Annotated in this window: 21 protein-coding genes and 3 tRNA genes; 11 read left to right on the top strand and 13 right to left on the bottom strand. The window is 69.1% G+C overall.

The features are described 5' to 3' along the window. The first annotated feature begins 162 nt into the window (after positions 1-162). Both ruvB and ASG27_RS04465 read left to right on the top strand, forming a co-directional pair. A complete protein-coding gene (gene ruvB / locus ASG27_RS04470) occupies positions 163-1,224 on the top strand; it encodes a Holliday junction branch migration DNA helicase RuvB (RefSeq protein WP_056414140.1) in 1,062 nt (353 codons plus the stop codon). Between the two features lie 231 nt (positions 1,225-1,455). Then, positions 1,456-2,226, top strand: a complete 771-nt coding sequence (locus ASG27_RS04465; protein ID WP_056414137.1) for a hypothetical protein — start codon at positions 1,456-1,458, stop codon at positions 2,224-2,226. Here the strand turns inward: ASG27_RS04465 and ASG27_RS04460 are convergent. From ASG27_RS04460 to ASG27_RS04435, 6 genes are all read right to left on the bottom strand, one after another. Further along, the gene (locus ASG27_RS04460) at positions 2,168-3,994 is read right to left on the bottom strand and encodes a lysoplasmalogenase family protein (RefSeq protein WP_056414135.1); all 1,827 of its coding nucleotides are present in this window, start codon (positions 3,992-3,994) and stop codon (positions 2,168-2,170) included. The genes ASG27_RS04465 and ASG27_RS04460 overlap by 59 nt on opposite strands. A gap of 37 nt (positions 3,995-4,031) precedes the next feature. After that, positions 4,032-5,240 carry a DSD1 family PLP-dependent enzyme gene (locus tag ASG27_RS04455; protein WP_056414132.1) on the bottom strand — a complete coding sequence of 403 codons (1,209 nt, stop codon included), beginning with the start codon at positions 5,238-5,240 and terminating at the stop codon, positions 4,032-4,034. Beyond that, complete coding sequence (locus tag ASG27_RS04450) at positions 5,224-5,865, bottom strand: histidine phosphatase family protein (RefSeq protein WP_056164442.1); 642 nt, start codon at positions 5,863-5,865, stop codon at positions 5,224-5,226. Before ASG27_RS04450 ends, ASG27_RS04455 begins: the two co-directional genes overlap by 17 nt. A gap of 65 nt (positions 5,866-5,930) precedes the next feature. Then, positions 5,931-6,578, bottom strand: a complete 648-nt coding sequence (locus ASG27_RS04445; protein ID WP_056414129.1) for a hypothetical protein — start codon at positions 6,576-6,578, stop codon at positions 5,931-5,933. Between the two features lie 62 nt (positions 6,579-6,640). Then, on the bottom strand, positions 6,641-7,627 hold the full coding sequence (gene ttcA / locus ASG27_RS04440; protein ID WP_056414126.1) for a tRNA 2-thiocytidine(32) synthetase TtcA: 987 nt from the start codon (positions 7,625-7,627) through the stop codon (positions 6,641-6,643). 160 nt (positions 7,628-7,787) lie between these two features. Beyond that, positions 7,788-8,195: a hypothetical protein gene (locus ASG27_RS04435; protein ID WP_235503964.1), complete on the bottom strand. Its 408-nt coding sequence runs from the start codon at positions 8,193-8,195 to the stop codon at positions 7,788-7,790. Positions 8,196-8,358: 163 nt separating this feature from the next. Here ASG27_RS04435 and ASG27_RS04430 point away from each other — a divergent pair, with 163 nt between their 5' ends. The 7 genes from ASG27_RS04430 (at position 8,359) to ASG27_RS04405 (ending at position 10,952) form a co-directional block, all read left to right on the top strand. After that, entirely contained in the window at positions 8,359-8,637 is a 279-nt protein-coding gene (locus ASG27_RS04430) for a hypothetical protein (protein ID WP_056422351.1), read from the top strand. 447 nt (positions 8,638-9,084) lie between these two features. Beyond that, a tRNA-OTHER gene (locus tag ASG27_RS26470) sits at positions 9,085-9,207 on the top strand. Between the two features lie 46 nt (positions 9,208-9,253). Further along, a tRNA-OTHER gene (locus ASG27_RS04425) sits at positions 9,254-9,328 on the top strand. Positions 9,329-9,350: 22 nt separating this feature from the next. Then, a tRNA-Gln gene (locus tag ASG27_RS04420) sits at positions 9,351-9,421 on the top strand. 65 nt (positions 9,422-9,486) lie between these two features. Continuing rightward, the gene (locus tag ASG27_RS04415; RefSeq protein ID WP_056414114.1) at positions 9,487-9,681 is read left to right on the top strand and encodes a hypothetical protein; all 195 of its coding nucleotides are present in this window, start codon (positions 9,487-9,489) and stop codon (positions 9,679-9,681) included. 215 nt (positions 9,682-9,896) lie between these two features. Then, the gene (locus ASG27_RS04410; protein WP_235503963.1) at positions 9,897-10,514 is read left to right on the top strand and encodes an HNH endonuclease; all 618 of its coding nucleotides are present in this window, start codon (positions 9,897-9,899) and stop codon (positions 10,512-10,514) included. Between the two features lie 63 nt (positions 10,515-10,577). Further along, complete coding sequence (locus tag ASG27_RS04405; protein ID WP_056414233.1) at positions 10,578-10,952, top strand: DUF1090 domain-containing protein; 375 nt, start codon at positions 10,578-10,580, stop codon at positions 10,950-10,952. A gap of 102 nt (positions 10,953-11,054) precedes the next feature. Here the strand turns inward: ASG27_RS04405 and ASG27_RS04400 are convergent, their stop codons facing one another. Both ASG27_RS04400 and ASG27_RS04395 read right to left on the bottom strand, forming a co-directional pair. After that, the gene (locus tag ASG27_RS04400; RefSeq protein WP_056414111.1) at positions 11,055-11,429 is read right to left on the bottom strand and encodes a dihydroneopterin aldolase; all 375 of its coding nucleotides are present in this window, start codon (positions 11,427-11,429) and stop codon (positions 11,055-11,057) included. 36 nt (positions 11,430-11,465) lie between these two features. Continuing rightward, positions 11,466-12,251 (bottom strand): SDR family oxidoreductase, encoded by a 786-nt coding sequence (locus ASG27_RS04395; RefSeq protein WP_056414108.1) that lies wholly within the window; start codon positions 12,249-12,251, stop codon positions 11,466-11,468. A gap of 19 nt (positions 12,252-12,270) precedes the next feature. Between ASG27_RS04395 and ASG27_RS04390 the strand changes: the two genes are divergently transcribed. Next, on the top strand, positions 12,271-13,389 hold the full coding sequence (locus ASG27_RS04390; protein ID WP_056414105.1) for a class I SAM-dependent methyltransferase: 1,119 nt from the start codon (positions 12,271-12,273) through the stop codon (positions 13,387-13,389). A gap of 241 nt (positions 13,390-13,630) precedes the next feature. Here the strand turns inward: ASG27_RS04390 and eutC are convergent, their stop codons facing one another. Next, positions 13,631-14,485, bottom strand: a complete 855-nt coding sequence (gene eutC / locus ASG27_RS04385; RefSeq protein ID WP_056164472.1) for an ethanolamine ammonia-lyase subunit EutC — start codon at positions 14,483-14,485, stop codon at positions 13,631-13,633. Continuing rightward, positions 14,482-15,897, bottom strand: a complete 1,416-nt coding sequence (locus tag ASG27_RS04380) for an ethanolamine ammonia-lyase subunit EutB (RefSeq protein WP_056414101.1) — start codon at positions 15,895-15,897, stop codon at positions 14,482-14,484. Before ASG27_RS04380 ends, eutC begins: the two co-directional genes overlap by 4 nt. Before the next feature lie 113 nt (positions 15,898-16,010). Between ASG27_RS04380 and ASG27_RS04375 the strand changes: the two genes are divergently transcribed. Beyond that, complete coding sequence (locus ASG27_RS04375; RefSeq protein WP_056164478.1) at positions 16,011-16,205, top strand: DUF2905 domain-containing protein; 195 nt, start codon at positions 16,011-16,013, stop codon at positions 16,203-16,205. Positions 16,206-16,355: 150 nt separating this feature from the next. On the opposite strand, the gene otsA is transcribed toward ASG27_RS04375, so the two are convergent. Genes otsA through otsB form a run of 3 tightly spaced genes read right to left on the bottom strand, consistent with a single transcriptional unit; the run spans position 16,356 to position 20,322 of the window. Then, the gene (otsA, locus tag ASG27_RS04370) at positions 16,356-17,735 is read right to left on the bottom strand and encodes an alpha,alpha-trehalose-phosphate synthase (UDP-forming) (RefSeq protein WP_056414098.1); all 1,380 of its coding nucleotides are present in this window, start codon (positions 17,733-17,735) and stop codon (positions 16,356-16,358) included. 47 nt (positions 17,736-17,782) lie between these two features. Further along, positions 17,783-19,588, bottom strand: coding sequence for a glycoside hydrolase family 15 protein (locus tag ASG27_RS04365; protein ID WP_056414095.1), 1,806 nt, complete (start codon positions 19,586-19,588; stop codon positions 17,783-17,785). Continuing rightward, entirely contained in the window at positions 19,585-20,322 is a 738-nt protein-coding gene (otsB, locus tag ASG27_RS04360) for a trehalose-phosphatase (protein WP_056414092.1), read from the bottom strand. The genes ASG27_RS04365 and otsB overlap by 4 nt, the downstream gene beginning before the upstream one ends. Positions 20,323-20,425 lie beyond the last annotated feature (103 nt).

Raw genomic sequence — 20,425 nt, 5'->3', positions numbered from 1 at the left:
CCGCCGTGTACCCCAGTTCCTGCACACGGCGCCCCGCGCGCGCGGCCGAGTCATTGGCCGCGCGCGCTGTGACCTTGCGCCTTGCACAGCGCGCAGACGTCCCGCAGCAGTGTCCTGCCGTGCACCGGGTTCGTTCACACCGCCCACGACATTGAAGTCCGCATGACCATCCAAACCGACGACTTCGCCCCCGCTCCCGCCAAACGCGTCGTCTCCGCAGCCCCTGCCTCCCCGCAGGAAGAAGCCATCGAACGCGCCCTGCGCCCCAAGCTCCTGCAGGAGTACGTGGGGCAGGCCAAGGCGCGTGAGCAGCTCGAGATCTTCATCGGTGCGGCCAGGAAGCGCGGCGAGGCGCTGGACCACGTGCTGCTGTTCGGCCCCCCGGGGCTGGGCAAGACCACGCTGAGCCACATCATCGCGGCCGAGCTGGGCGTGAACCTGCGCCAGACCAGCGGGCCCGTGCTGGAAAAGCCCAAGGACCTGGCCGCGCTGCTCACCAACCTCGAGAAGAACGACGTTCTCTTCATCGACGAGATCCACCGCCTGTCGCCCGTGGTCGAGGAAATCCTCTACCCCGCGCTCGAGGACTACCAGATCGACATCATGATCGGCGAAGGGCCGGCGGCGCGCAGCATCAAGCTCGACCTGCAGCCCTTCACCCTGGTGGGCGCCACCACGCGCGCGGGCATGCTGACCAACCCGCTGCGCGACCGCTTCGGCATCGTGGCGCGGCTGGAGTTCTACACCTCCGAAGAGCTGGCGCGCATCGTCAAGCGCAGCGCCGGGCTGCTGGGCGCGCCCATGGACGAAGACGGGGGTTTCGAGATCGCCCGCCGCTCGCGCGGCACGCCGCGCATCGCCAACCGGCTGCTGCGCCGCGTGCGCGACTACGCCGAGGTCAAGGGCGACGGCCGCATCACCAAGGAGATCGCCGACCGCGCGCTGGCCATGCTCGACGTGGACCCGCAGGGCTTCGACGTGATGGACCGCAAGCTGCTCGAGGCCGTGATCCACCGCTTCGACGGTGGCCCCGTGGGGCTGGACAACATCGCCGCCAGCATCGGCGAAGAGGCCGGCACCATCGAGGACGTGATCGAGCCCTACCTCATCCAGCAGGGCTTTTTGCAGCGCACGCCGCGCGGGCGCATCGCCACGCTGGCAGCGTTTCGGCACCTGGGCGTGGCGCCGCCCAGCGCGGGGGCGCCCGGGCTGTTCGGCGCCTGAGCGGCTCCGGTTGTTGTCCCTCGTCTCCCTCGCTCACCCTCTCGCTTTCGCCCATCCTTGCCGCAGCCGTCCAGGCCGCACCACAGAGCCATGGCACCACCGCGCAAGCCAGACAAAAAGAATGACCGCCGCCGCCAGCTTCGGGCCGAAGCCCGGGCGCGCGCCGCGCGGGGCTGGGTCAGTGCCAGCGGGGCGGACATCGTTCCCGAGCAACGCTTTTTGAGGTCCTGCATGTGGGCCTTGCTGGCGGGCACCTTGGCCCTGCACGCGCTGGGCGCGCTCGTCTACGGCCAGCTCTCGGTCTTCGTGCTGGAAGGTTTTGCCGATCTGCGCGGCCGCGTGGCCGTGTGCGGCGCGATCGCCGAAGCCGCGTTGGCGGCCGGCATCGCATCGCAGCTCCTCAGCGGGCAACGGCGTGACGGCACGGCCGCTCCGTGGGCGCACCGCCTGCTGGTGGGCCGTGCCAGTGCCTACATCCTCTTCGCCGTGCTGGTGCCGGTGACCTTCGTGCTGACCATGGTGGACCGACCGCGCTTCTCCATGGACCTGCCCCCGCAGCGCTGGCCGGGGCTCGGGTCGCAATCGGAATGGCTGCTCACGCCCTTGCCCTGGGCCTGGCACTGGCTGCTGCCGGTGGCCAGCGACCTGATTCAGGGTTGGTCGGTGGCCGCGGCGGTGCTGGCGGGCTGCCTGGGCGTGTGGTGCACGGCGGGCAGCACCAAGCGCTGGCGCACCGGGTACGCGTTCTATGGCCTGGCGCTGGTGCTGACCGGGTTCTGGGCCCTGGGCGGCGCCGTGTACCACTACACCGCGGGGCGGGGCTTGATCGCGGCGCAGGAACCGGCCCTGGCCGCGCTGCTGCAGGCGCGGCCCGGCTGGTACAACGCCGACACCCTGCTGTGGTTGCTGAGCGCCGGCTCGTTCACCCTCGCCGGCGTGCTGTTCATTGCGGGTGCGGCGTATGTTCCGGCTGCCGCGCTGGCCCGCACATGGGCGCACTAGCCACAGCAGCAGTCGCAGCGACCGGCAGACCGTCAGGCGCCGTCGCCGCCTTCAACACCCCCGCCACGATGCACGCCTGCGCCGCGTAGTAGGTGCCCAGCACCCACACCTGCGACCACGGCAGCGGCGACACGAAGCGGTGCGTGGCCAGCAGCGAATCGCTGAGCATGAAGAACGCCGCCCCCACCGCCACCAGCACCGCCGCCTTGTCGCGCAGCACGCTGGCCCGCCCGATGGCCTGCGCGGCCATCAGCGCGATCACCAGCACGTACGCTGCCACCGGCCCCCGCAGCGCGGCCGGCAGCCCGCCCGTCCACAAGAAGGCATACATTGCCACGCCCACACCCAGCGTGGCCGCCAGCGCCCCGCGGTGTGGAAACCACCGCTGCCCGGTCTTGAACAGCGCCACGTAGAACAAGTGGGCGATCAGGAAACTCACGAGCCCCGGGATGAAGAAGCCCTCGACCATCAAAAACACATCCCCCGCCAGCGACCCCGCCAGCGCGGCGCCCAGCAGCGCCCAGGTTTTGGAGTCAAATCGGCCTCTGCCGCTGAACTGATAAGCGCTAGTAGCTACCAAAATAATAGCAATCACCATGGTGAGCGGCTTGAACACCCAGTGCCACTGCACGAACCCCAGCGCACTGGTGGCCGTGGCCAGCGCGCCGCTCTGCAGCACCAGCGCCATCAGCAGGCCGATGCGCCCCTGCATCACCGCGCCCAGCGCCCACTGCGCCACCAGCAGCGTGGCAAACCACACCGCGTTCTCGGCCAGCGGCGCGCTGTCGGCCCGCCACAAAAACGCCGCCACGCCCGCGAGCATCAGCGTGAACTGCACCAGCGCAAACCACTGCACTGCACGCGACATCGGCGGATGGTAGGGCACCATCTGCGCCATGCTGAACGCGGGCTTCGGAAAGCGCGCCGCCACATCGGCCGGCCGCCAGCCCGGGGGCTTGATCCACACCCGCAGCTTGTCGGCCCAGCTGCGCGCATGCCAGCTGTCGTGCGCCAGGCCCGCGTACACCTGGGCGTTGGCCCACAGCGGGTCCCAGCTGTTGAGCAGGCCGCGCGTGCCGTACACGCAGCGGTCCCGGTCGTCTTCTTCTTTGAACGTGCCGAACATCCGGTCCCACACGATGAGGATGCCGCCGTAGTTCTTGTCCAGGTAGGCGTCGTTCACGGCATGGTGCGCGCGGTGGTTGCTGGGGCTGCAGAACCAGCGGTCGAACCAGCCGAGCTTGCCTACCTGCTCGGTGTGCACCCAGAACTGGTAGAGCAGGTCGATGAGCGCCACCACCGCAAACACCAGCGGCGGCACGCCCGCCAGCGCCATGGGCACATAGAACACCCAGCCCAGCAGCGCGCCCGAGCTCGTCTGGCGCAACGCGGTCGACAGGTTGTAGTCCTGGCTCTGGTGGTGCACCGCATGCGCCGCCCACAGCACCGCCGACTCGTGCCCCATGCGGTGCAGCCAGTAGTAGCAGAAGTCGTAGAACACCAACGCCAGCAGCCAGCCCGGCAGGCTGGTCCAGAACGCATCGCCGCGCCACAGGGCCACGTGCTCGAACAACGCGGTGTAGATGCCGATGCGCAAAAGCCGCGTGAACACCGCGCTGGTCTGGCTCAGCATCCCCAGGCTGATGCTGCTGACCGCGTCGGCCAGGCGGTAGGTATTGCGCTGGCGCTTGTAGCCCACCGCCAGCTCGATGGCGATCAGCAGGAAGAAGACGGGCGTGGCAAGGACGATGATCTGGCTGGGGCTCATGGCGGCGAGACGAAGAGTTCGCCGATTCTTGCCCCGATCAGGTCAGCGCGCCCCTGGCATCTACCCGGATGATCCGCTCCACCACGCCCATCGCGAGGCCACCGCGCACGCCGATCATGAAGTCGTGCAGGTTGACCGTGGGGTCGCAGTGGCCGGGGATGAGCCACAGCATGCGGCCGAGGGCCGGCAGGCGGGACTTGGGGCTGTCGGGGTGCAGGATGCCGTGCTCGTCGCCGCCGTTGGCGTAGCGCAGGCCGCGGTCGGGCGGCAGCAGGGCCACGGTGGGCAGGCCGGAGTCGATGGCGTGGCTCTTGTGGCCCGCGTCGCACACGGCGTGCACGTTCTCGCGCACCGACACCACCTGGGTCTTGATGAACAGCGCGTGCTCGAAGGCGGGCTGCGCCGGCTCGCGCTCGTTGCGGGCGTAGTCGGCGTCCATGAACAGGAAGGAGCCCGCCTGCAGCTCGCCGTACACGCCGCTGGCCGCCTCGTGCACCAGCGTGCCGGTGCCCGATCCGGTGATGAGCGGCACGGGCACGCCGGCGGCTTCGATCAGGTCGCGGGTGTGGCTGGCGGCGCGCACCACGGCAGCCATGGCCTCACGCCGCTCGGTGGCGCCGGCCAAGTGCTGGGCACGGCCGTGATAGGCCTGCAGGCCTGCAAAGCGCAGGCCCCGGCTGCGTGCCACGGCCAGCGCCAGGGGCACGGCGGCCTCGCCGGGCGGTACGCCGCAGCGGCCCTGGCCCACGTCGATCTCGACGAACACATCGATCAGCGTGCTGTCGCCCGCCGCCCAGTGGCCCTCGCGCGGCAGGGGCATGCCGATCTGGGCGATGGTCTCGGCCAGCCGCTCGATGCCTTCAAGGTGGTCCACCGCAATCGCCAGCCGGCCGCCGCGCGCCGCCAGCAGGGCGGCCAGGCGCGCCACGCGCTGCAGCTTGGGCATGGCCACCACCTGGTTGCTGATGTAGATGTCGTTCACGCCGCCAGCGGCCAGCGCCTCGGCCTCGGCCACCTTCTGCACGCACACGCCCTGCGCGCCGGCCCGCTGCATCAGCAGGGCCAGCTCGGCGCTCTTGTGCATCTTGGCGTGCGGGCGCCAGCGCACCTGGTGCTTGCGCGCGAAGTCGGCCATGCGCTGGATGTTGCGGTCCATGGCGTCCAGGTCGACCACCAGCGAGGGCGTATCGATCAGGTCCACCCGTTGGCCGATGGACGCCTTCAGTGCCTCAGGAATGGGTTTCATCGCGCACCGCGTTGTCGTCCAGGTGTTGCGTGTCGGCCCAGCCTACCAGGGTGAGGCCGTCCGGGGTCCACAGCAGGCGGTTGATGGCGGCGTTGGACAGCTGCCAGGTGCGCGGCGCCTGGGTCTCCTGGCGGGTGGCCAGGCGGTACAGCACGTCGAGCACGCCGCCGTGCGCCACCAGCAATATCTGCTCGCCCGCGTGCGGTGCGGCCAGCGCCATCACGGTGCGCTCGATGCGCTCGCGCAAGGTCACCAGCGACTCGCCGCCCTCGGGCGTGTAGTGCGGGTCGCGCTTGCGCCAGCGGCGCGCGTCGTCGGGCAGCTCGGCCTCGATCTCGGCGAAGGTGCGGCCCTGGAAGTGGCCGAAGCTGCGCTCGCGCAGGCCCGGCACGGTGGTCAGCGGCGCGCCGGTGGTGCGCTGCACCGCCTGCGCCGTGGCGTGGGCGCGCTGCAGGTCGCTGGTGTAGATGGCGGCAAAGCTCTCGCCGGCCAGCGCCTGGCCCAGCTGCTCGGCCTGCCACAGGCCGGTGTCGTTGAGCGGGATGTCCAGGTGGCCCTGGATGCGGGTGTCCACGTTCCAGGCGGTTTCTCCGTGGCGGACGGCAACGATGCGGGTGGCGTGCATGCGGGCGGTGGTGTAGGGCGTGTGGGGTTGAAAGGGGCAGCGCCGGTGCGTGCGGTGCCGCGCGGTCAGCGCACGGTGCCGGGCACGGCGGCGGGCATGGGCGCCAGGGACTGGCGCACCAGCCGCGGGCCTTGGGGCGGCTGCGGAAAGCCGCTGAGCGCGGCGTCGAACAGCACGCCGCAGACGGCAGGGTCGCTCACCCACACGTCCTCGTGCACGGCGGAGGTCTCGTACACCACGGCCTGCGTGGCGGCGTCGCGCAGCACGATGCTCACGGCGCGGCGGTGCAGCGGCGTGGGCTCGTAGAAGCCCCAGCCGCCGTACAGACCCATGCCGCGCCCGTGCCAGCCACCAAAGCCCCAGCCCCAAGGGGAGGGGCCGTATCCGTAGGGCCCATAGGGGCGGAACGGGTCCGCGCGCGGAACGAGGTCGGCCTGCACGCCGACCTGGGCCAGCAGCTTGGGCGCGGCGTCGTCGCGGCGCAGGCCGGCGCGGCCGAGCGCCTGCTCGGCCAGGGCCATGACCGGGTCGAACGAGGGCATCTGCTGCGACGGCAGGCGCTCGATGCGGTAGGTGGCGGGCGTGGGAATGGCCTGCAGGGTCGAAAAGCTCTGCACCTGGCCTTCGACCAAGCGCGGGCCGGTGCTGCAACCGGCAAGGACGGCCGCTGCTGTGGCGCACAGCAGGGCGACGGAGAGGGGGCGGCGCATCATGGTGAGAGTCTCCTTGGGCGGGGTAACAGGATCCCGGTGAGAGTGCGCCCGGCCCCGGAGGTTCACGACAGTGTTACCACTTGCACGCCGCCCATGCCCGGCAGCGATGGCGCCGAGAACTCTTCCTTGTCGAAAGCCTTGTCGCCGTCTTCGCTGGCTACGCCCGTGGCCCGGGCGTTCTTGAAGTCGAACAAACCGCCGTCGAGCAGGTGCGAGGGCACCACGTTCTGCAGCGCGTTGAACATGTTCTCCACGCGGCCGGGGAATTTCCTGTCCCATTCGCGCAGCATCTCGCCCACCTGCTTGCGCTGCAGGTTCTCCTGGCTGCCGCACAGGTTGCACGGGATGATGGGGAAGTCGCGGTGCGCGGACCAGCGCGCGGTGTCCTTCTCGGCCACGTAGGCCAGCGGGCGGATCACCACGTGCCTGCCGTCGTCGCTGACCAGCTTGGGCGGCATGCTCTTCATCTTGCCGCCGAAGAACATGTTGAGCAGCAGCGTCTGCAGGATGTCGTCGCGGTGGTGGCCCAGCGCGATCTTGGTGCAGCCCAGCTCGTCGGCCACGCGGTACAGGATGCCCCGGCGCAGGCGGCTGCACAGGCTGCAGGTGGTCTTGCCCTCGGGCACCAGCTTCTTGACGATGCTGTAGGTGTCCTCGTTCTCGATGTGGAACGGCACGCCGGTGGTCTTGAGGTATTCGGGCAGCACGTGCTCGGGAAAGCCGGGCTGCTTCTGGTCCAGGTTGACGGCCACCAGGTCGAAATGGATGGGCGCGCGGGCCTTGAGCTTGAGCAGGATGTCCAGCAGGGTGTAGCTGTCCTTGCCGCCGGACATGCACACCATGACCTTGTCGCCTTCTTCGATCATGTTGAAGTCGACGATGGCCTTGCCCACCTCGCGGCACAGGCGCTTTTCGAGCTTGTGGGTCTCGCGCTCGATCTTCAGGCGCGCCGGGCCCGCTGCGGCCAGGGCATCGGCGCCCGTCGCTGCCGCTTCGGGGGGCTCGGCGGTCCAGCCGGCCTGGGGGGTGTCGTTCATCACTGCGCTCATGGGAAGGGGCTCTGGGGTCGGGTAAAGCGGTGCCGCGGGGCGCAAGGGTGGTGCGCACGGGCGGTGCCAAAAGGCGTCAACAAGCCCTCAATTGTCGGTGAAACCGCCGTGCCGTGGGGTAGGGCGGGCTCTCCAGGGGGGCGTTCTGCGCCCAGGGGGGCTATTTTTGCGCCTTGGGCGGCTTGTGGTCAGAGGGGCTGCTGCTGCTCTGCGGCTCACCAGCGCTGGCACGCGCGGTCAGCCACAGGCGCAGCTCGCGCTTGCCCTTGGCATTGGCGCTGCGCCAGGCGTCGCGCGCCAGCGCCACAAAGCGTTCCTCGGCCGGGTCGGGGTGCTCGGTGGCGTGCTGGGCATCCAGCCAGCCGATGTCCACGCGCGCATGCCGCTCGATCTGCCGCGCCAGCGTGTCGCCGATGGGGCGGGCGCTCTTGATCTGGCTCCACATGCTGGGCGATATCTCCAGCGACGCGGCGAACGCCTGGTCCAGCCCCTTGGCGGGCTTGCCGGCGGCGATCTGTTGTTCGAGAAAAAGGCGGTGCAGGGCCAGCACATTGGTGCGGCGGGTCACGGTGGTGGGCGGCGGGGTCACAAAGAAAAAACAACAGACGCAAAAAAAGCGGGTGCGGGGCGTTGACCGGAGTGTAAAGACTATTTACAGTCCACGGTCATCAGGACTCCATGTCCTCGTCCCCTTTCCACACGAACACGCCGACCACCTCCGAGAGACCGCCATGAACGCCCGCCACAACGCCATCCACCGCCGCACCCCCCAGTGCGCCGTGGCCGTGCGTGGGGCGTTCGATGCGCACGCTTCGTCCATTGGCATGGTGTCCAAACGACTGCCATCGCACCAAGGCGCCGCGGCGTATTTGCAGGGCCATAGCCACATGGACAGCCAGATGGACAGCTGCATGGACGGCAGCTCCCGCACCAGCCAGCCGCAGTGGCTGGGCAATGGTTTTGAAGATATCGCTCCGTCACCGGGCGGAGGTTGCAACGCAGGGCAGTAGTCCCAGAGCGTTCTCCCTCCCGATCTCTTGATCGACAAGAGGCCCGGCAACCAGATGGTTCCGGGCCTTTTTTCTTTTCGCCGGCTGTTTTTCACCACCACCTTTTCGTTTCGTTTGCAGCGCCAGCGCTGCGCCCGCAGGCATCGACCCGCCGGGGACTCCGTTCATTAAAAGTTTGCCGCAGGCGCCGCGTTCCAAGGGAGCGATGGCTGACCTGCATCGAAAGCAGAAGGGTTTGCGCGCTCACCGCGTCGCATCCTTCTCCATTTCGGGTGTGCCTTTGCTCACACCGCCGGACCCGGCCGCATGCGCGGCCCGGCGGGATGTGCTGGGGTTGATCGCCCAGTGCAGCGACGTGCATGCGCAGCCCCCGGCGGGCTGCGGTCGCGTGAAGGCACAGCCGAAATGGATATGCATTGGGCGAGAAACGCCCATTCAAATTCCTTTGCGCGTGTAGCTCAACTGGCAGAGCACTGGTCTCCGGGAACCTGCTGACGCCTTATTCGGGCCTCGAATAAGGCGTCAGCAGGTTCTTAGCGGTTGAAGGTTGGACTCCTTCCGCGCGCGCCAACCTTCTTCCCGGCATGGCCCGCATTGAGCAAGCCATGCCGGGCATGCCGCAGCAGCCCTGTCGGATGGGGCGCCTGGTTGGTTCAACCGGGGATTGCAGGTTCGACTCCTGTCTGTGGCGACCCTTCTTTTTCCTTTTTGCTGACCGGTCGCCAAGTGGTAAGGCAGCGGATTTTGATTCCGCCATTCGGAGGTTCGATCCCTCCCCGGTCTGCCCTTCCTTTTCATCAACCCACCCACCCCGTTTCCAACCATCCATTCACCTCCAGGAGATCCCCCATGGCCATCCAGCATTCCTTCCCCTTGGGCGCCCAGCGGCGCCGTGTCGGCCTTGCAGGCTGGCTGGCCCGCCTGGCATCCGTGCGCGCGCGCCTGCAACGCACGGCCCCAGGCCGCGCAGCCGCAGCGCGCCGGCTCGACCAGCTCGACCAGCTCGACCTCGACCAGCGCGTGCGCGAGGTCGGCGAGTGGTAGCGGCACGCCCCTGCGCGCGTCCGCGGTCCCTGCGCGCCTTGGGCATGCATCCACACCGGCCCCCACCGATTGACGGTGGGCGGCCCCTGACGCTTTTGTTTGTGCTTTTGTTTGTCGCTTTGTCTTCGTTGTCGCAGTCGTCGATGACCATGTATTAACCGGGGCGTGCGCTGGGCTGGGCGGCTGCGCCCTTCATCCCCAGAAAGGAGAGCCCCATGCCCCGCACCACCATCACCCCCACCGAACCCTCGTCCCGAAAACCCCGCACCCCCGCGCCCCGCGTGCTGCAGCTGGACCTGCACGGCACGCCCCAGTCCTGGATGCCGCTGGAGCAAGCCGCCGTGCACTACGCCAGCGGCGCCGTGGCGTGGGACGCGGGCCTGGCGCCCCTGGCCACATTGCGTGGCGGGCACAACGCGGCGACGGGCCGGCAGTCGGTGCTGGAGGTCGCGCCCATCATCGCGCTGCGCGGTGTGGCCCGGATCAACCTCTTTGACGTGGTGCCCGGCCTCACCAAGCGCCGGCTGCTGCGCCGCGACCGCCACACCTGCGCCTACTGCGGCGGTGTGTTCAGCGAGGACGTGCTGCAGTGCGAGCACATCGTGCCGCAGTCGCGCGGCGGCGCCACGTCGTGGACCAATCTGGTGGCCGCCTGCGCCGCGTGCAACGGCTACAAGGCCGCCCGCCTGCCCGAAGAGGCGGGCATGCGCCTGTTGTTCCTGCCGTACGTCCCCAGCCGGTACGAGTCGTTCTTGCTGGACGGCCGCAACGTGCGGGCCGACGTGCACGAGTGGCTGGCCAAACGGCTGCCCAAGGGCTCCCGGCTTCATTGAGAAGTCACGGGCCCCGGCAAGGCCGCTACGATGGCGCGCTGTACCACCGATCGGAGCGTTGCCGTGAAGAACCTTGTTGTGGGTGTCTGTCTCCTGGCCCTGCATGCCGCGCCTGCGCTGGCGGCCGATGCATCGCCTGCCTGCGCCGCCAAGCAGGCGCGCATCGAAGCGCAACTGGCCGAGGCCACCGCACAGGGCCGCACCCGCGAGGTCGCGGGGCTGCGGCAGGCGCGCCGGTCCAACAAGGCGCACTGCACCGACGCCTGGCTGGCCAAGGAGCGCGACGCGGAGATCCGCAAGGCCACGAAGAAGGTGGCCGAGCGTGAGAAAAGCCTGGCCGAGGCGCAGAAGAAGGGCGATGCCAAAAAGATCGCCGCGCGCCAGGCCAAGCTGGACGAAGCCCGCAGCGCGCTGGCCGAGGCGCAAAAGCCGTTGTAGCGCACACCCCTGGAGGGCCGTGGTCGATGACTGCGGCCCTTCCCTTTTGGGCGCGCGCGGCTTCGCTTCGTGCCGGCTACTTCTGCCGGTTGCTCGGGGTGGTCACCACTGCCCGGTCTCGATGCGGATCGCCACTTCGCAGTCGTCGAAGATCTCCAGCTTGGCGATCTTCACGCGCACGCCCAGCACGCCGGGCAGTTGCATCAGCCGGTTGGCCAGCTTGCCGATCAGGCTCTCGAGCAGGTTCACGTGCTCGGCGCGACACTCGTCGATGATGATCTGGCGCACCTTGCGGTAGTCCAGCACGTGCAGGATGTCGTCGTCGCGCGGGGTGAGGGGCTGCACGCCCAGGCTCAGCTCAGCATCGACCTGGATGGGCTGGGGGTCGGTCTTCTCGTGCGAGAGGATGCCCAGGTTGGCGTCAAAGCGCAGGCCGGTCAGGGTGAGGATCTGGGTGCCGACGGCGGTGTGGTCCATGGGAGATAGCTTCTTTCTGCGTGGGCCGGCGCCCGCTCACATCATTGAAAAATCGCGCTCGAACTTCATCAAATGCTGGCCGCCGTCCACCAGCAGCGTGGTGCCGGTGATGGAGCGGTTCTCCAGCGCAAACTTCACGGTGCTCGCCACGTCCTCGGCCGTGGACGAGCGGCCCAGCGGGCTCAGCGCGTGCAGCTGCTGGAATTTTTGCTCTTCCAGCATGTGGCTGGTGAGCGTGAGGCCCGGCGCCACACCCACCACGCGCACGCGCGGCGCCAGGGCCAGGGCCAGCATGGTGCCGGCGGCTTCCAGGGCCGCCTTGGACAGGGTGTAGCTCACGAAGTCGGGGTTCTGGTTCCAGAGCTTCTGGTCCAGCAGGTTGACCACGGCGCCCTGGGCATCGGCCTCGCCGGCAGCAGCGCGGTCGGCCAGGTGCGCGTGCAGCGCCTGGGCCAGCAGCACGGGCGCGGCGGTGTTGCTGCGCAGGTGCTTTTCCAGCGCGGCAAAGCCGAAGGTCTGTGCGTTGTCGTGCTCGAACAGCGAGGCGCTGTTGACCACCGCGTCCACGCTGCCAAAGTGCGCCACCACGCGCGGCAGCAGGCCGCGCACGGCGGCCTCGTCGTCGAAATCGGCATCAAAATGGGCGCTACCGCCTGCCAGGCGAGCGCAAGCAGCTACTGTTTCGATAGCATCCTGCTTGGACGTGCGGTAGTGCACGGCCACCTGCCAGCCGCCCTCGGCCAGCGCCAGCGCAATGGCGCGCCCCAGGCGCTTGGCGGCGCCGGTCACAAGCACGGTGCGGGAACGGGTGGGGTGGGGCATGGTGGCGGGGTGGGGGACAATGCGGGCCGTGACCCAACAACCCGACAGTTTAACGACCGCCCTGGCGGCCCACATCCGCCAGACCATTGCCGCCGAGGGCGGCTGGATCGGCTTTGACCGCTTCATGGCGCTGGCGCTGTATACGCCGGGCCTGGGCTACTACGCCAACGACAGTGCCAAGTTCGGCGCCATGCCCGAGTCCGGCAGCGACTTCGTGACCGCGCCCGAGCTCACGCCCCTGTTCGGCCAGACGCTGGCGCGGCAGGTGGCGCAGGCGCTGGCCGCCACGGGCACCTCCGAGGTGTGGGAGTTCGGCGCCGGCTCCGGCGCACTGGCCCTGCAGCTGCTGGACGCACTGGGCGACCAGGTGCAGCGCTACACCATCGTCGATTTGTCGGGCAGCCTGCGCGCGCGCCAGCAGGTGCGGCTGGCAGCGCATGCCCACAAGCTGCGCTGGGTGGACGCGCTGCCCGAGCGCATCGAAGGCGTGGTCGTGGGCAACGAGGTGCTGGACGCCATGCCCGTGCAGCTGCTGTCCCGCCACGGCGGCCAGGCGCAAGGCGTGTGGCACGAGCGCGGCGTGGTGGCGCAGGACGACGGCAGCTTTGCCTGGGCCGACCGCCCCACCGCGCTGCGCCCGCCCGTCGACATCGAAGGCCCGCAGGACTACCTGACCGAGATCCACGCCCAGGGCGAAGGCTTCATCCGCATGCTGGCCGACCGGCTCACCCGCGGCGCGGCCTTTCTGCTGGACTACGGCTTTGGCGAGAGCGAGTACTACCACCCCCAGCGCCACATGGGCACGGTGATGTGCCACCAGGGCCACCTGGCCGACGGCGACCCGCTGGTGGCGGTGGGGCGCAAGGACATCACCGCCCACGTCAACTTCACCGCCATGGCCCTGGCCGCGCAGGAGACGGGGCTGGAGGTGCTGGGCTACACGACGCAGGCGCATTTCCTCATCAACTGTGGATTGCTATCAAAAATGGAGCGGCTACCGCAGGCGGAGCGGGCGACAGCGGCCAAATTGATCATGGAGCATGAGATGGGCGAGCTGTTCAAGGTGCTGGCCTTGGGCGCGGGGCCGGCGTGGGAGCCGATGGGGTTTGTGCGGGGGGATCGGTCGCACCGGTTGTGAGGGGGTGGGGTGGAGTGGGGGGGCGCTGGGTCGAGGCCCTGCTGCTCATTGCCCCCTCTCCCCAACCCTCTCCCGCAAGGGGAGAGGGGGTTTTGGGTGCGCTGGGCACATTGGCTGGAGAGGAGCGTCGCGCCTGTGGGTGTGATGTGAAAGACAGTTGTCGGCGATGTGGCCAGCGCGCAGGCCGCTTTTGCGAATGGCTGAATGGGACGCGCGCCATGTGCCACACCGAGCACCGGCCTTACTCCCTCTCCCCTCGCGGGAGAGGGTGGGGGAGAGGGGGCTCGTCTTGAGGCCTCTGCGGCCCGCCCGCCGGCAGCGTCACGCCCTCACTGCGGTCCTTCAGGGGCACGCCCGTCAGCCCCAGCCTCCGCGCCTCTGCACACAGCCACCACAGGCGCGCAGCGGCGGCGGCAGGCGGCAACCCCTGCGGACGCACGTTGGAAATGCAGTTGCGCTCCGCATCGCTGCACCCGACCCGGGGGTGCCAGGACAGATAAATGCCCAGACTGTCCGGCGAACTCAGCCCCGGGCGCTCGCCGATCAGCACCGCCACCAGGCGGGCCCCCAGCAGTGCGCCCACCTCGTCGCCCAGCGCCACGCGCGCCTGCGTGGCGATCACCACGGGGCCGATGCGCCAGCCCTGGGGCGCGGTGCTGACGATGCACTGCACCAGCGGCTCGGCATGGCGTTCGACCGCCAGGGCCGACAGGCCGTCGGCCACCACCAGCAGCAGGTCGCAGTCCGCCTGGCCACCCTGGCCCAATGCCCGCAGACGCTGTGCATCCCCGTCGCACAGGCGCCGGCCCAGGTCAGGGCGCAGCAGGTACGTGGCCCGGTCGGGTGCGGCGCTGGCCACCTGCAGCGTGGTGCAGCCCAGGCCTGCCAGCCGCTGTGCCAGCGCATCGGCATCGAGCGGCAAATGCACCGCATCGCGCGCCTGCGCATGGGCCAGGCCGAAGTCGAGCAGTTCGCGGGTGGGGATGGCCGTGCCCGCGCGGCCCAGGGCCAGGCGGGCGGCGGTGTGGGCGCGCAGGTCGGCCCAGGGGTCGGGCGGCGGGCCGAAGGGGGGTGGGGTGCCGGTGGGGTCTGTCATGCCCGCATCCCGATCTGCCGCAGCTGTGCGATGGCCGCCTGCTGCTGTGTGGCGGGCAGCAGCCGGCCCGCGCCGTCGGCCAGGTGCATGCGCGCAAGCCAGGCCTCGAACTCGGGCGCGCGCCGCAGGCCCAGCACCTCGCGCAGGTACAGCGCGTCGTGGAACGAGGTGCTCTGGTAGTTGAGCATGATGTCGTCCGCCCCCGGCACGCCCATGATGAAGGTCAGGCCCGCGGTGCCCAGCAGCGTCATCAGCGTGTCCATGTCGTCCGAGTCGGCCTCGGCATGGTTGGTGTAGCAGACATCGCAGCCCAGCGGCACGCCCAGCAGCTTGCCGCAGAAATGGTCTTCCAGCCCCGCGCGGATGATCTGCTTGCCGTCGTACAGGTACTCCGGCCCGATGAAGCCGACCACCGTGTTGGTGAGCAGCGGCGAGAACGCGCGCGCCACGCCGTAGGCCCGCGCCTCGCAGGTCTGCTGGTCCACGCCGTGGTGCGCGTCGGCCGACAGGGCGCTGCCCTGGCCGGTCTCAAAGTACATCACGTTGTCGCCCCGGCCATCGCCAAAGTCCGCGCCGCGCTGCAGGGACCGCGCCGCGTCGTGCGCCTCGCTCAGCAGGGCCAGGCTGATGCCGAAGCCCGCGTTGGCCTTCTCGGTGCCCGCGATGGACTGGAACACCAGGTCCACCGGCGCGCCGCGCTCGATCATCTGCACGGTGTTGGTCACGTGGGTCAGCACACACGACTGCGTGGGGATCTGCAGCGTGGCGATCACATCGTCCAGCCGGTGCACCAGGCCGGTGAGGGCCGCGATGCTGTCGGTCGCCGGGTTGATGCCGATCACCGCGTCGCCCGCGCCGTACAGCAGCCCGTCGATCATCGACGCCGCGATGCCGCGCAGGTCGTCGGTGGGGTGGTTGGGCTGCAGCCGCACCGACAGCCGGCCCGGCAGGCCGATGGTGTTGCGAAAGCGCGTGACCACGCGGCATTTGCGGGCCACCGCGATCAGGTCCTGGTTGCGCATGAGCTTGCTCACGGCAGCGGCCATCTCGGGCGTGACCCCGGGGGCCACGGCCGCCAGCACGGCGCTGTCGGTGGCGTGGTCGAGCAGCCAGTTGCGAAAGTCGCCCACGGTGAGGTGGGCGACGCGCGCGAACGCGGCGGTGTCGTGGGTGTCGATGATGAGCCGCGTGACCTCGTCGGACTCGTAGGGCACCAGGGCCTCGGTCAGGAACCGCGCCAGCGGCACGTCGGCCAGGCACATGCGCGCGGCCATGCGCTCCACCGCCGTGGCCGCCGCAATGCCCGCCAGCACGTCGCCCGAGCGCAGCGGCGACGCCTTGGCCAGCACGTCGCGCAGGCCGTCGAACTGCCAGCGCTGCCCGCCGGCGGTGTGGTGGTAGCTCCAATCCATGCGTGCCCTCGGTCGGTTGCGAACATGCCGGCGTGGTGCAAGGCCCGTGCCTGACTGCGTGACTGCCCGTCTGCGTGCGCGGTGGTGCCTCCAGCGCCTACACTCGGCGCACCATGATCCGCTGGCTCCTCGTCATCTTCCTGGCCCTGATGCTGCTCAGCTGGCTCTCGCCCCTGCTGCGGCGCATGGGCTTTGGCCGCCTGCCCGGCGACCTGCGCTTTCGGTGGCTGGGGCGCGACTGGGACGTGCCGCTCGCGTCCACACTGCTGCTGAGCTTCGTGGTGAGCCTGCTCACCAAACTGCTGTAGCGCGCCGCGTGGTAGTCGCCATGTGGTCATGAGGTCATGCCCACATCCGTCCACTATACAAACCGTTCACGCTGAGCCTGTCGAAGCGCCGCGCAGGGCTTGAACAAGCGCAGCCCGAACGGTATTCAATGCGTGCAGTGCAAATCCTAATCAGTCGCCCGCTGCTTCCAATGCTGCGAGGAACGACTTGCGCCACCAGTGCACATCGTGCTCGCGGATGCGCGCCATGAGCTTCTGGTGGCGGGCCTGCCGCTCGGCCCGCGGCATCTGCAGCGCCTGCTGGATGCTGTCCGCCGTGCCCTGCGTGTCGTAGGGGTTCACCAGCAGCGCTTCCTTCAGTTGCTCGGCCGCGCCCGCAAAACGCGAGAGCACCAGCACGCCGGGGTCCTCGGGGTTCTGGGCCACCACGTATTCCTTGGCCACCAGGTTCATGCCGTCGCGCAGCGGCGTGACCAGGCCCACCGCCGCGGCGCGGCACAGCCCCGGCACGCGCTTGCGCGCCACCATGCGGTGGATGTAGCGCACGGGCATCCAGTCGAGCTCGCCGTAGTCGCCATTGACGGAGCCGCACAGGCCTTCGAGCTCCTGGCGCAGGTCGGCATAGGCGTGCACGTCGTCGCGCGATGGCGAGGCGATCATGATCATCGTGGCGCTGTCGCGGTTCTCGGGGTAGCGGTCCAGCAGCTCGCGGAAAGCGCGCACGCGGTGCGGGATGCCCTTGGAGTAGTCCAGCCGGTCGATGCCCAGCAGCAGCCGCCTGCGCGAGTATTCGTCGCGCATGTTCTCGTAGGTTTCCACGGCATCTGGGGCCTGGCCCAGGCGGATGAACTCGTCCACGTCGATGCCGATGGGGAACGCCTTGACCTGCACCGTGGCGCCGAACGCGCGCAGCTGCTGCACGCCCACTTCTTCGGCGCTGGCCTCGTTGCGCACGTAGCGGGTGAAATGCGAGACATCGGCCTCGCTCTGCAGGCCCACCAGGTCGTAGGCGAACAGCGACCGCATCAGCCACTCGTGCTGCGGAATGGCCGCCATGATGAGCGGCGGCGGCATGGGGATGTGCAGGAAGAAGCCGATGCGCTGCTTGCAGCCCATGGCGCGCAGCTCGGCGGCCAGGGGGATCAGGTGGTAGTCGTGTATCCAGATGATGTCGTCGTCGCGCAGTAGCGGCAGCAGCTTGCGCGCGAACATCTGGTTGACCCGGCGGTAGCCCGCGATGTAGCGGGTGTTGAAGTCCGCCAGGTCCAGCCGGTAGTGGAAGACGGGCCACAGCACGCTGTTGCTGTAGCCGTGGTAGTAGCTGTCGTGGTCTTCGCGGCACAGGTCCACGGTGGCCAGGGTCACTGCGCCGGCCTGGCGCGTCTGCAGGTCGCTCTCGCCGGGTGTGCCGTCTTCCAGCACGTTGCCGCTCCAGCCGAACCAGAGGCCTCCGGTTTTGTTCAGGGCGTCGCCGAGGGCGACGGCCAGGCCGCCAGCGGCAGGTTTACGGGGGTCCGCAATGCGGTTCGATACAACAACGAGTCGGCTCATGCCGCATCATCGCCGCGGATGGGGCAGTCAAACTGTCGGACGCCGCCTCAAATCACGCTGTCCCACGGAGCCGACAGGCGCACCGCGGCGTTGATCACGCCCACCATCGAGTAGGTCTGCGGGAAGTTGCCCCACATCTCCTGCGTCTCGGCATGGGTGTCTTCGGACAGCAGGCCCAGCGGGTTGCGCGCTGCCAGCATGGTCTCGAAGATGGCCCGCGCCTCGGCCTTGCGGCCGATGCGCGCGAGCGCGTCGATGCGCCAGAAGGTGCAGATGTTGAACGCCGTCTCGGGCTTGCCGAAGTCGTCGGCGGCTTCATAACGGCGCATGTACGGGCCGTCGCACAGGCTCTTTTCCATGGCCTCCACCGTGCTCACGAAGCGCGGGTCCATGGGGTCGATCATGCCCACCTCGGCCATCAGCAGAACGCTGGCGTCGAGCTCGTTGCCGCCGAAGCTTTCGGCAAAGGCCTGGCGGCTTTCGCTCCACGACTTGTCGATGATCTCGTCGCGCATGCGGTCGGCATGGTCGCGCCAGTACGCGGCGCGGTCGGGCAGTTGCAGGGTCAGCGCAATCTTGGCCAGGCGGTCGCAGGCGGCCCAGCTCATCAGCGCGGATGATGTGTGGACCCGCGCGCGGGTGCGCAGCTCCCACATGCCCGCATCGGGCTGGCCGTACACGCGCACCGCGTTGGCGCCCACCTGCTCCAGGCGGGTGAACTCGGCCTGGCCTGCGCGGTGCAGCAGCCGGTGGTCGTGGAACGACTGCGCGGCGCCCAGCACGATGTTGCCGTACACGTCGTGCTGAAAATGCTCGGCCGCCTGGTTGCCCACGCGCACCGGGCCCATGCCGCGGTAGCCGGCCAGCTGCGGCATCACGGACTCGGGCAGGTCTTTTTCCAGGCCGATGCCATACAGCGGCTGGATGTGGCCGTCGCCGCCTTCGATGACCACGTTGCTGAGCCAGCGCAGGTAGTCCTCCATGGTGCCGACTTCGGAGATGCTGTTGAGCGCGCGCACCACGAAGAACGCGTCGCGCAGCCAGCAGTAGCGGTAGTCCCAGTTGCGGCCGCTGTGCGCGGACTCGGGGATGCTGGTGGTCATGGCCGCCACGATGGCGCCGGTATCTTCGTACAGCGACAGCTTGAGCGTGATGGCCGCGCGGATCACCGCGTCCTGCCACTCCAGCGGCAAGGCCAGTGCACGGCTCCAGTTGCGCCAGTAGCTGGTGGTTTCCTGCTCGAAGTAGCGCGCCGTGTCGGCAATGCCTTCGTGCAGAGGCTCGTCCGCGCCGAGCAAGAAGTTGTGCTCGCGCGTGAGCACGAACGACTGCCCCGACAGCACGTGCGATACCGGCGCATCGGTGGACAGGCGCAGCGTCATGTCCTCGCCGACGTAGCGGATGTGGTTGCTGCCGCGCGTGATGTGCGGCGTGCTGCGGCCCCAGTCGTAGCGCACCTTGAGCGCCACGCGGATGCGCGGCGCGCCTTCGATGGGCCGCACGCGACGCACCAGCGTCATGGGCCGGAAGAACCGCGAGCGGCTGTTGAAGCGCGGCGCGAAGTCGGTGATCTCCACACCATGCCCGGCCTTGTCGAACAGCTGCGTGCGCAGGATGGCGGTGTTGGGCTCGTACCACTGGTGGGCCGATGCCAGGTCCTCGATCTCGATCGCGAAATGGCTGCCCTCGTCGCCGGGCTGCAGCAGCGCGTTGAACACCGGGTCGCCATCGAAGCGCGGCAGGCAGCACCAGACCATGCGGGCGTGGTTGTCGATCAGTGCGCTGATGGCGCAGTTGCCGATCATGCCGAGGTTGAGCGAGCCCTGTTGGGGTTCGTTGGCTGCAGTGTTCATTGTTCCCGTTCCCAGTTGGTCCTTGCACTCGACAGCCAGCCGCGCAGTGCGGCAGGCGTCATGCAGCGGTGTTGTGCCATGGTCGGGCCTTCGCCCACCTTGATGCCCCATCCGCCCAGGGCCTGCACCGCGGCAAAGCCCGATTCGTCGGTGACGTCGTCGCCCACGAACACGGGGATGCGGCCCGCAAACGGCGGTTGGGTCATGAAATCGATGATGGCCTGGCCCTTGTGCGCCCCGCGGGGCTTGACCTCGAAGACGAACTTGCCGCGCATCAGCTCCACGCCTTCCACGCCTTGCAAGGCGCGTTCCAGGGTGTCCAGGCAGCGTGCCTCCATGTGGGGCGCCAGGCGGTAGTGCAGGGCGACGCTGGCGCGCTTGGGCTCCACCAGCAGGCCGGGGTGGCGCGATGCGAGGTCGTAGGCGGCCTGCAGCACGGGGGCCAGATCGGGCGGCTGCACGGCCGGCAGGGACGCGCCGTGCAGGCGGTATTGCGCGCCGTGTTCGCTGGCCAGCGGCAGGTGCAGGGGCGCCAGGAAGACGTCGATGTCGGCCTCGGGCCGCCCGGTCACGATGGCCAGCGCACCGCCCAGGTGGCCGTGCAGTGCAGAAAGGGTGGGCACCAGCCCGGACGCGATGCGCACCGCTTCGGGGCGCGACGCCAGCTCGGTGAGCGTGCCGTCGAAATCGAGAAAAAGGGCGTGGGCAGTTGTCAGTATCGGAAGCAGCTGCATGGGCCCAGACCTTAGCAGATGCCACCGGGCCGACCGGCCCGCCGGGGTGTTCTACACCCTGTAATCCCGCGTAAATTTTTGCAAGCAGGTATTTGGCCGACAG

It is taken from the genome of Acidovorax sp. Leaf191, assembly GCF_001424425.1.
Taxonomy (GTDB): domain Bacteria; phylum Pseudomonadota; class Gammaproteobacteria; order Burkholderiales; family Burkholderiaceae_C; genus Acidovorax.
Note: the sequence above shows the minus strand (reverse complement) of the source record. Positions and strands in the feature narration are given on the sequence as shown.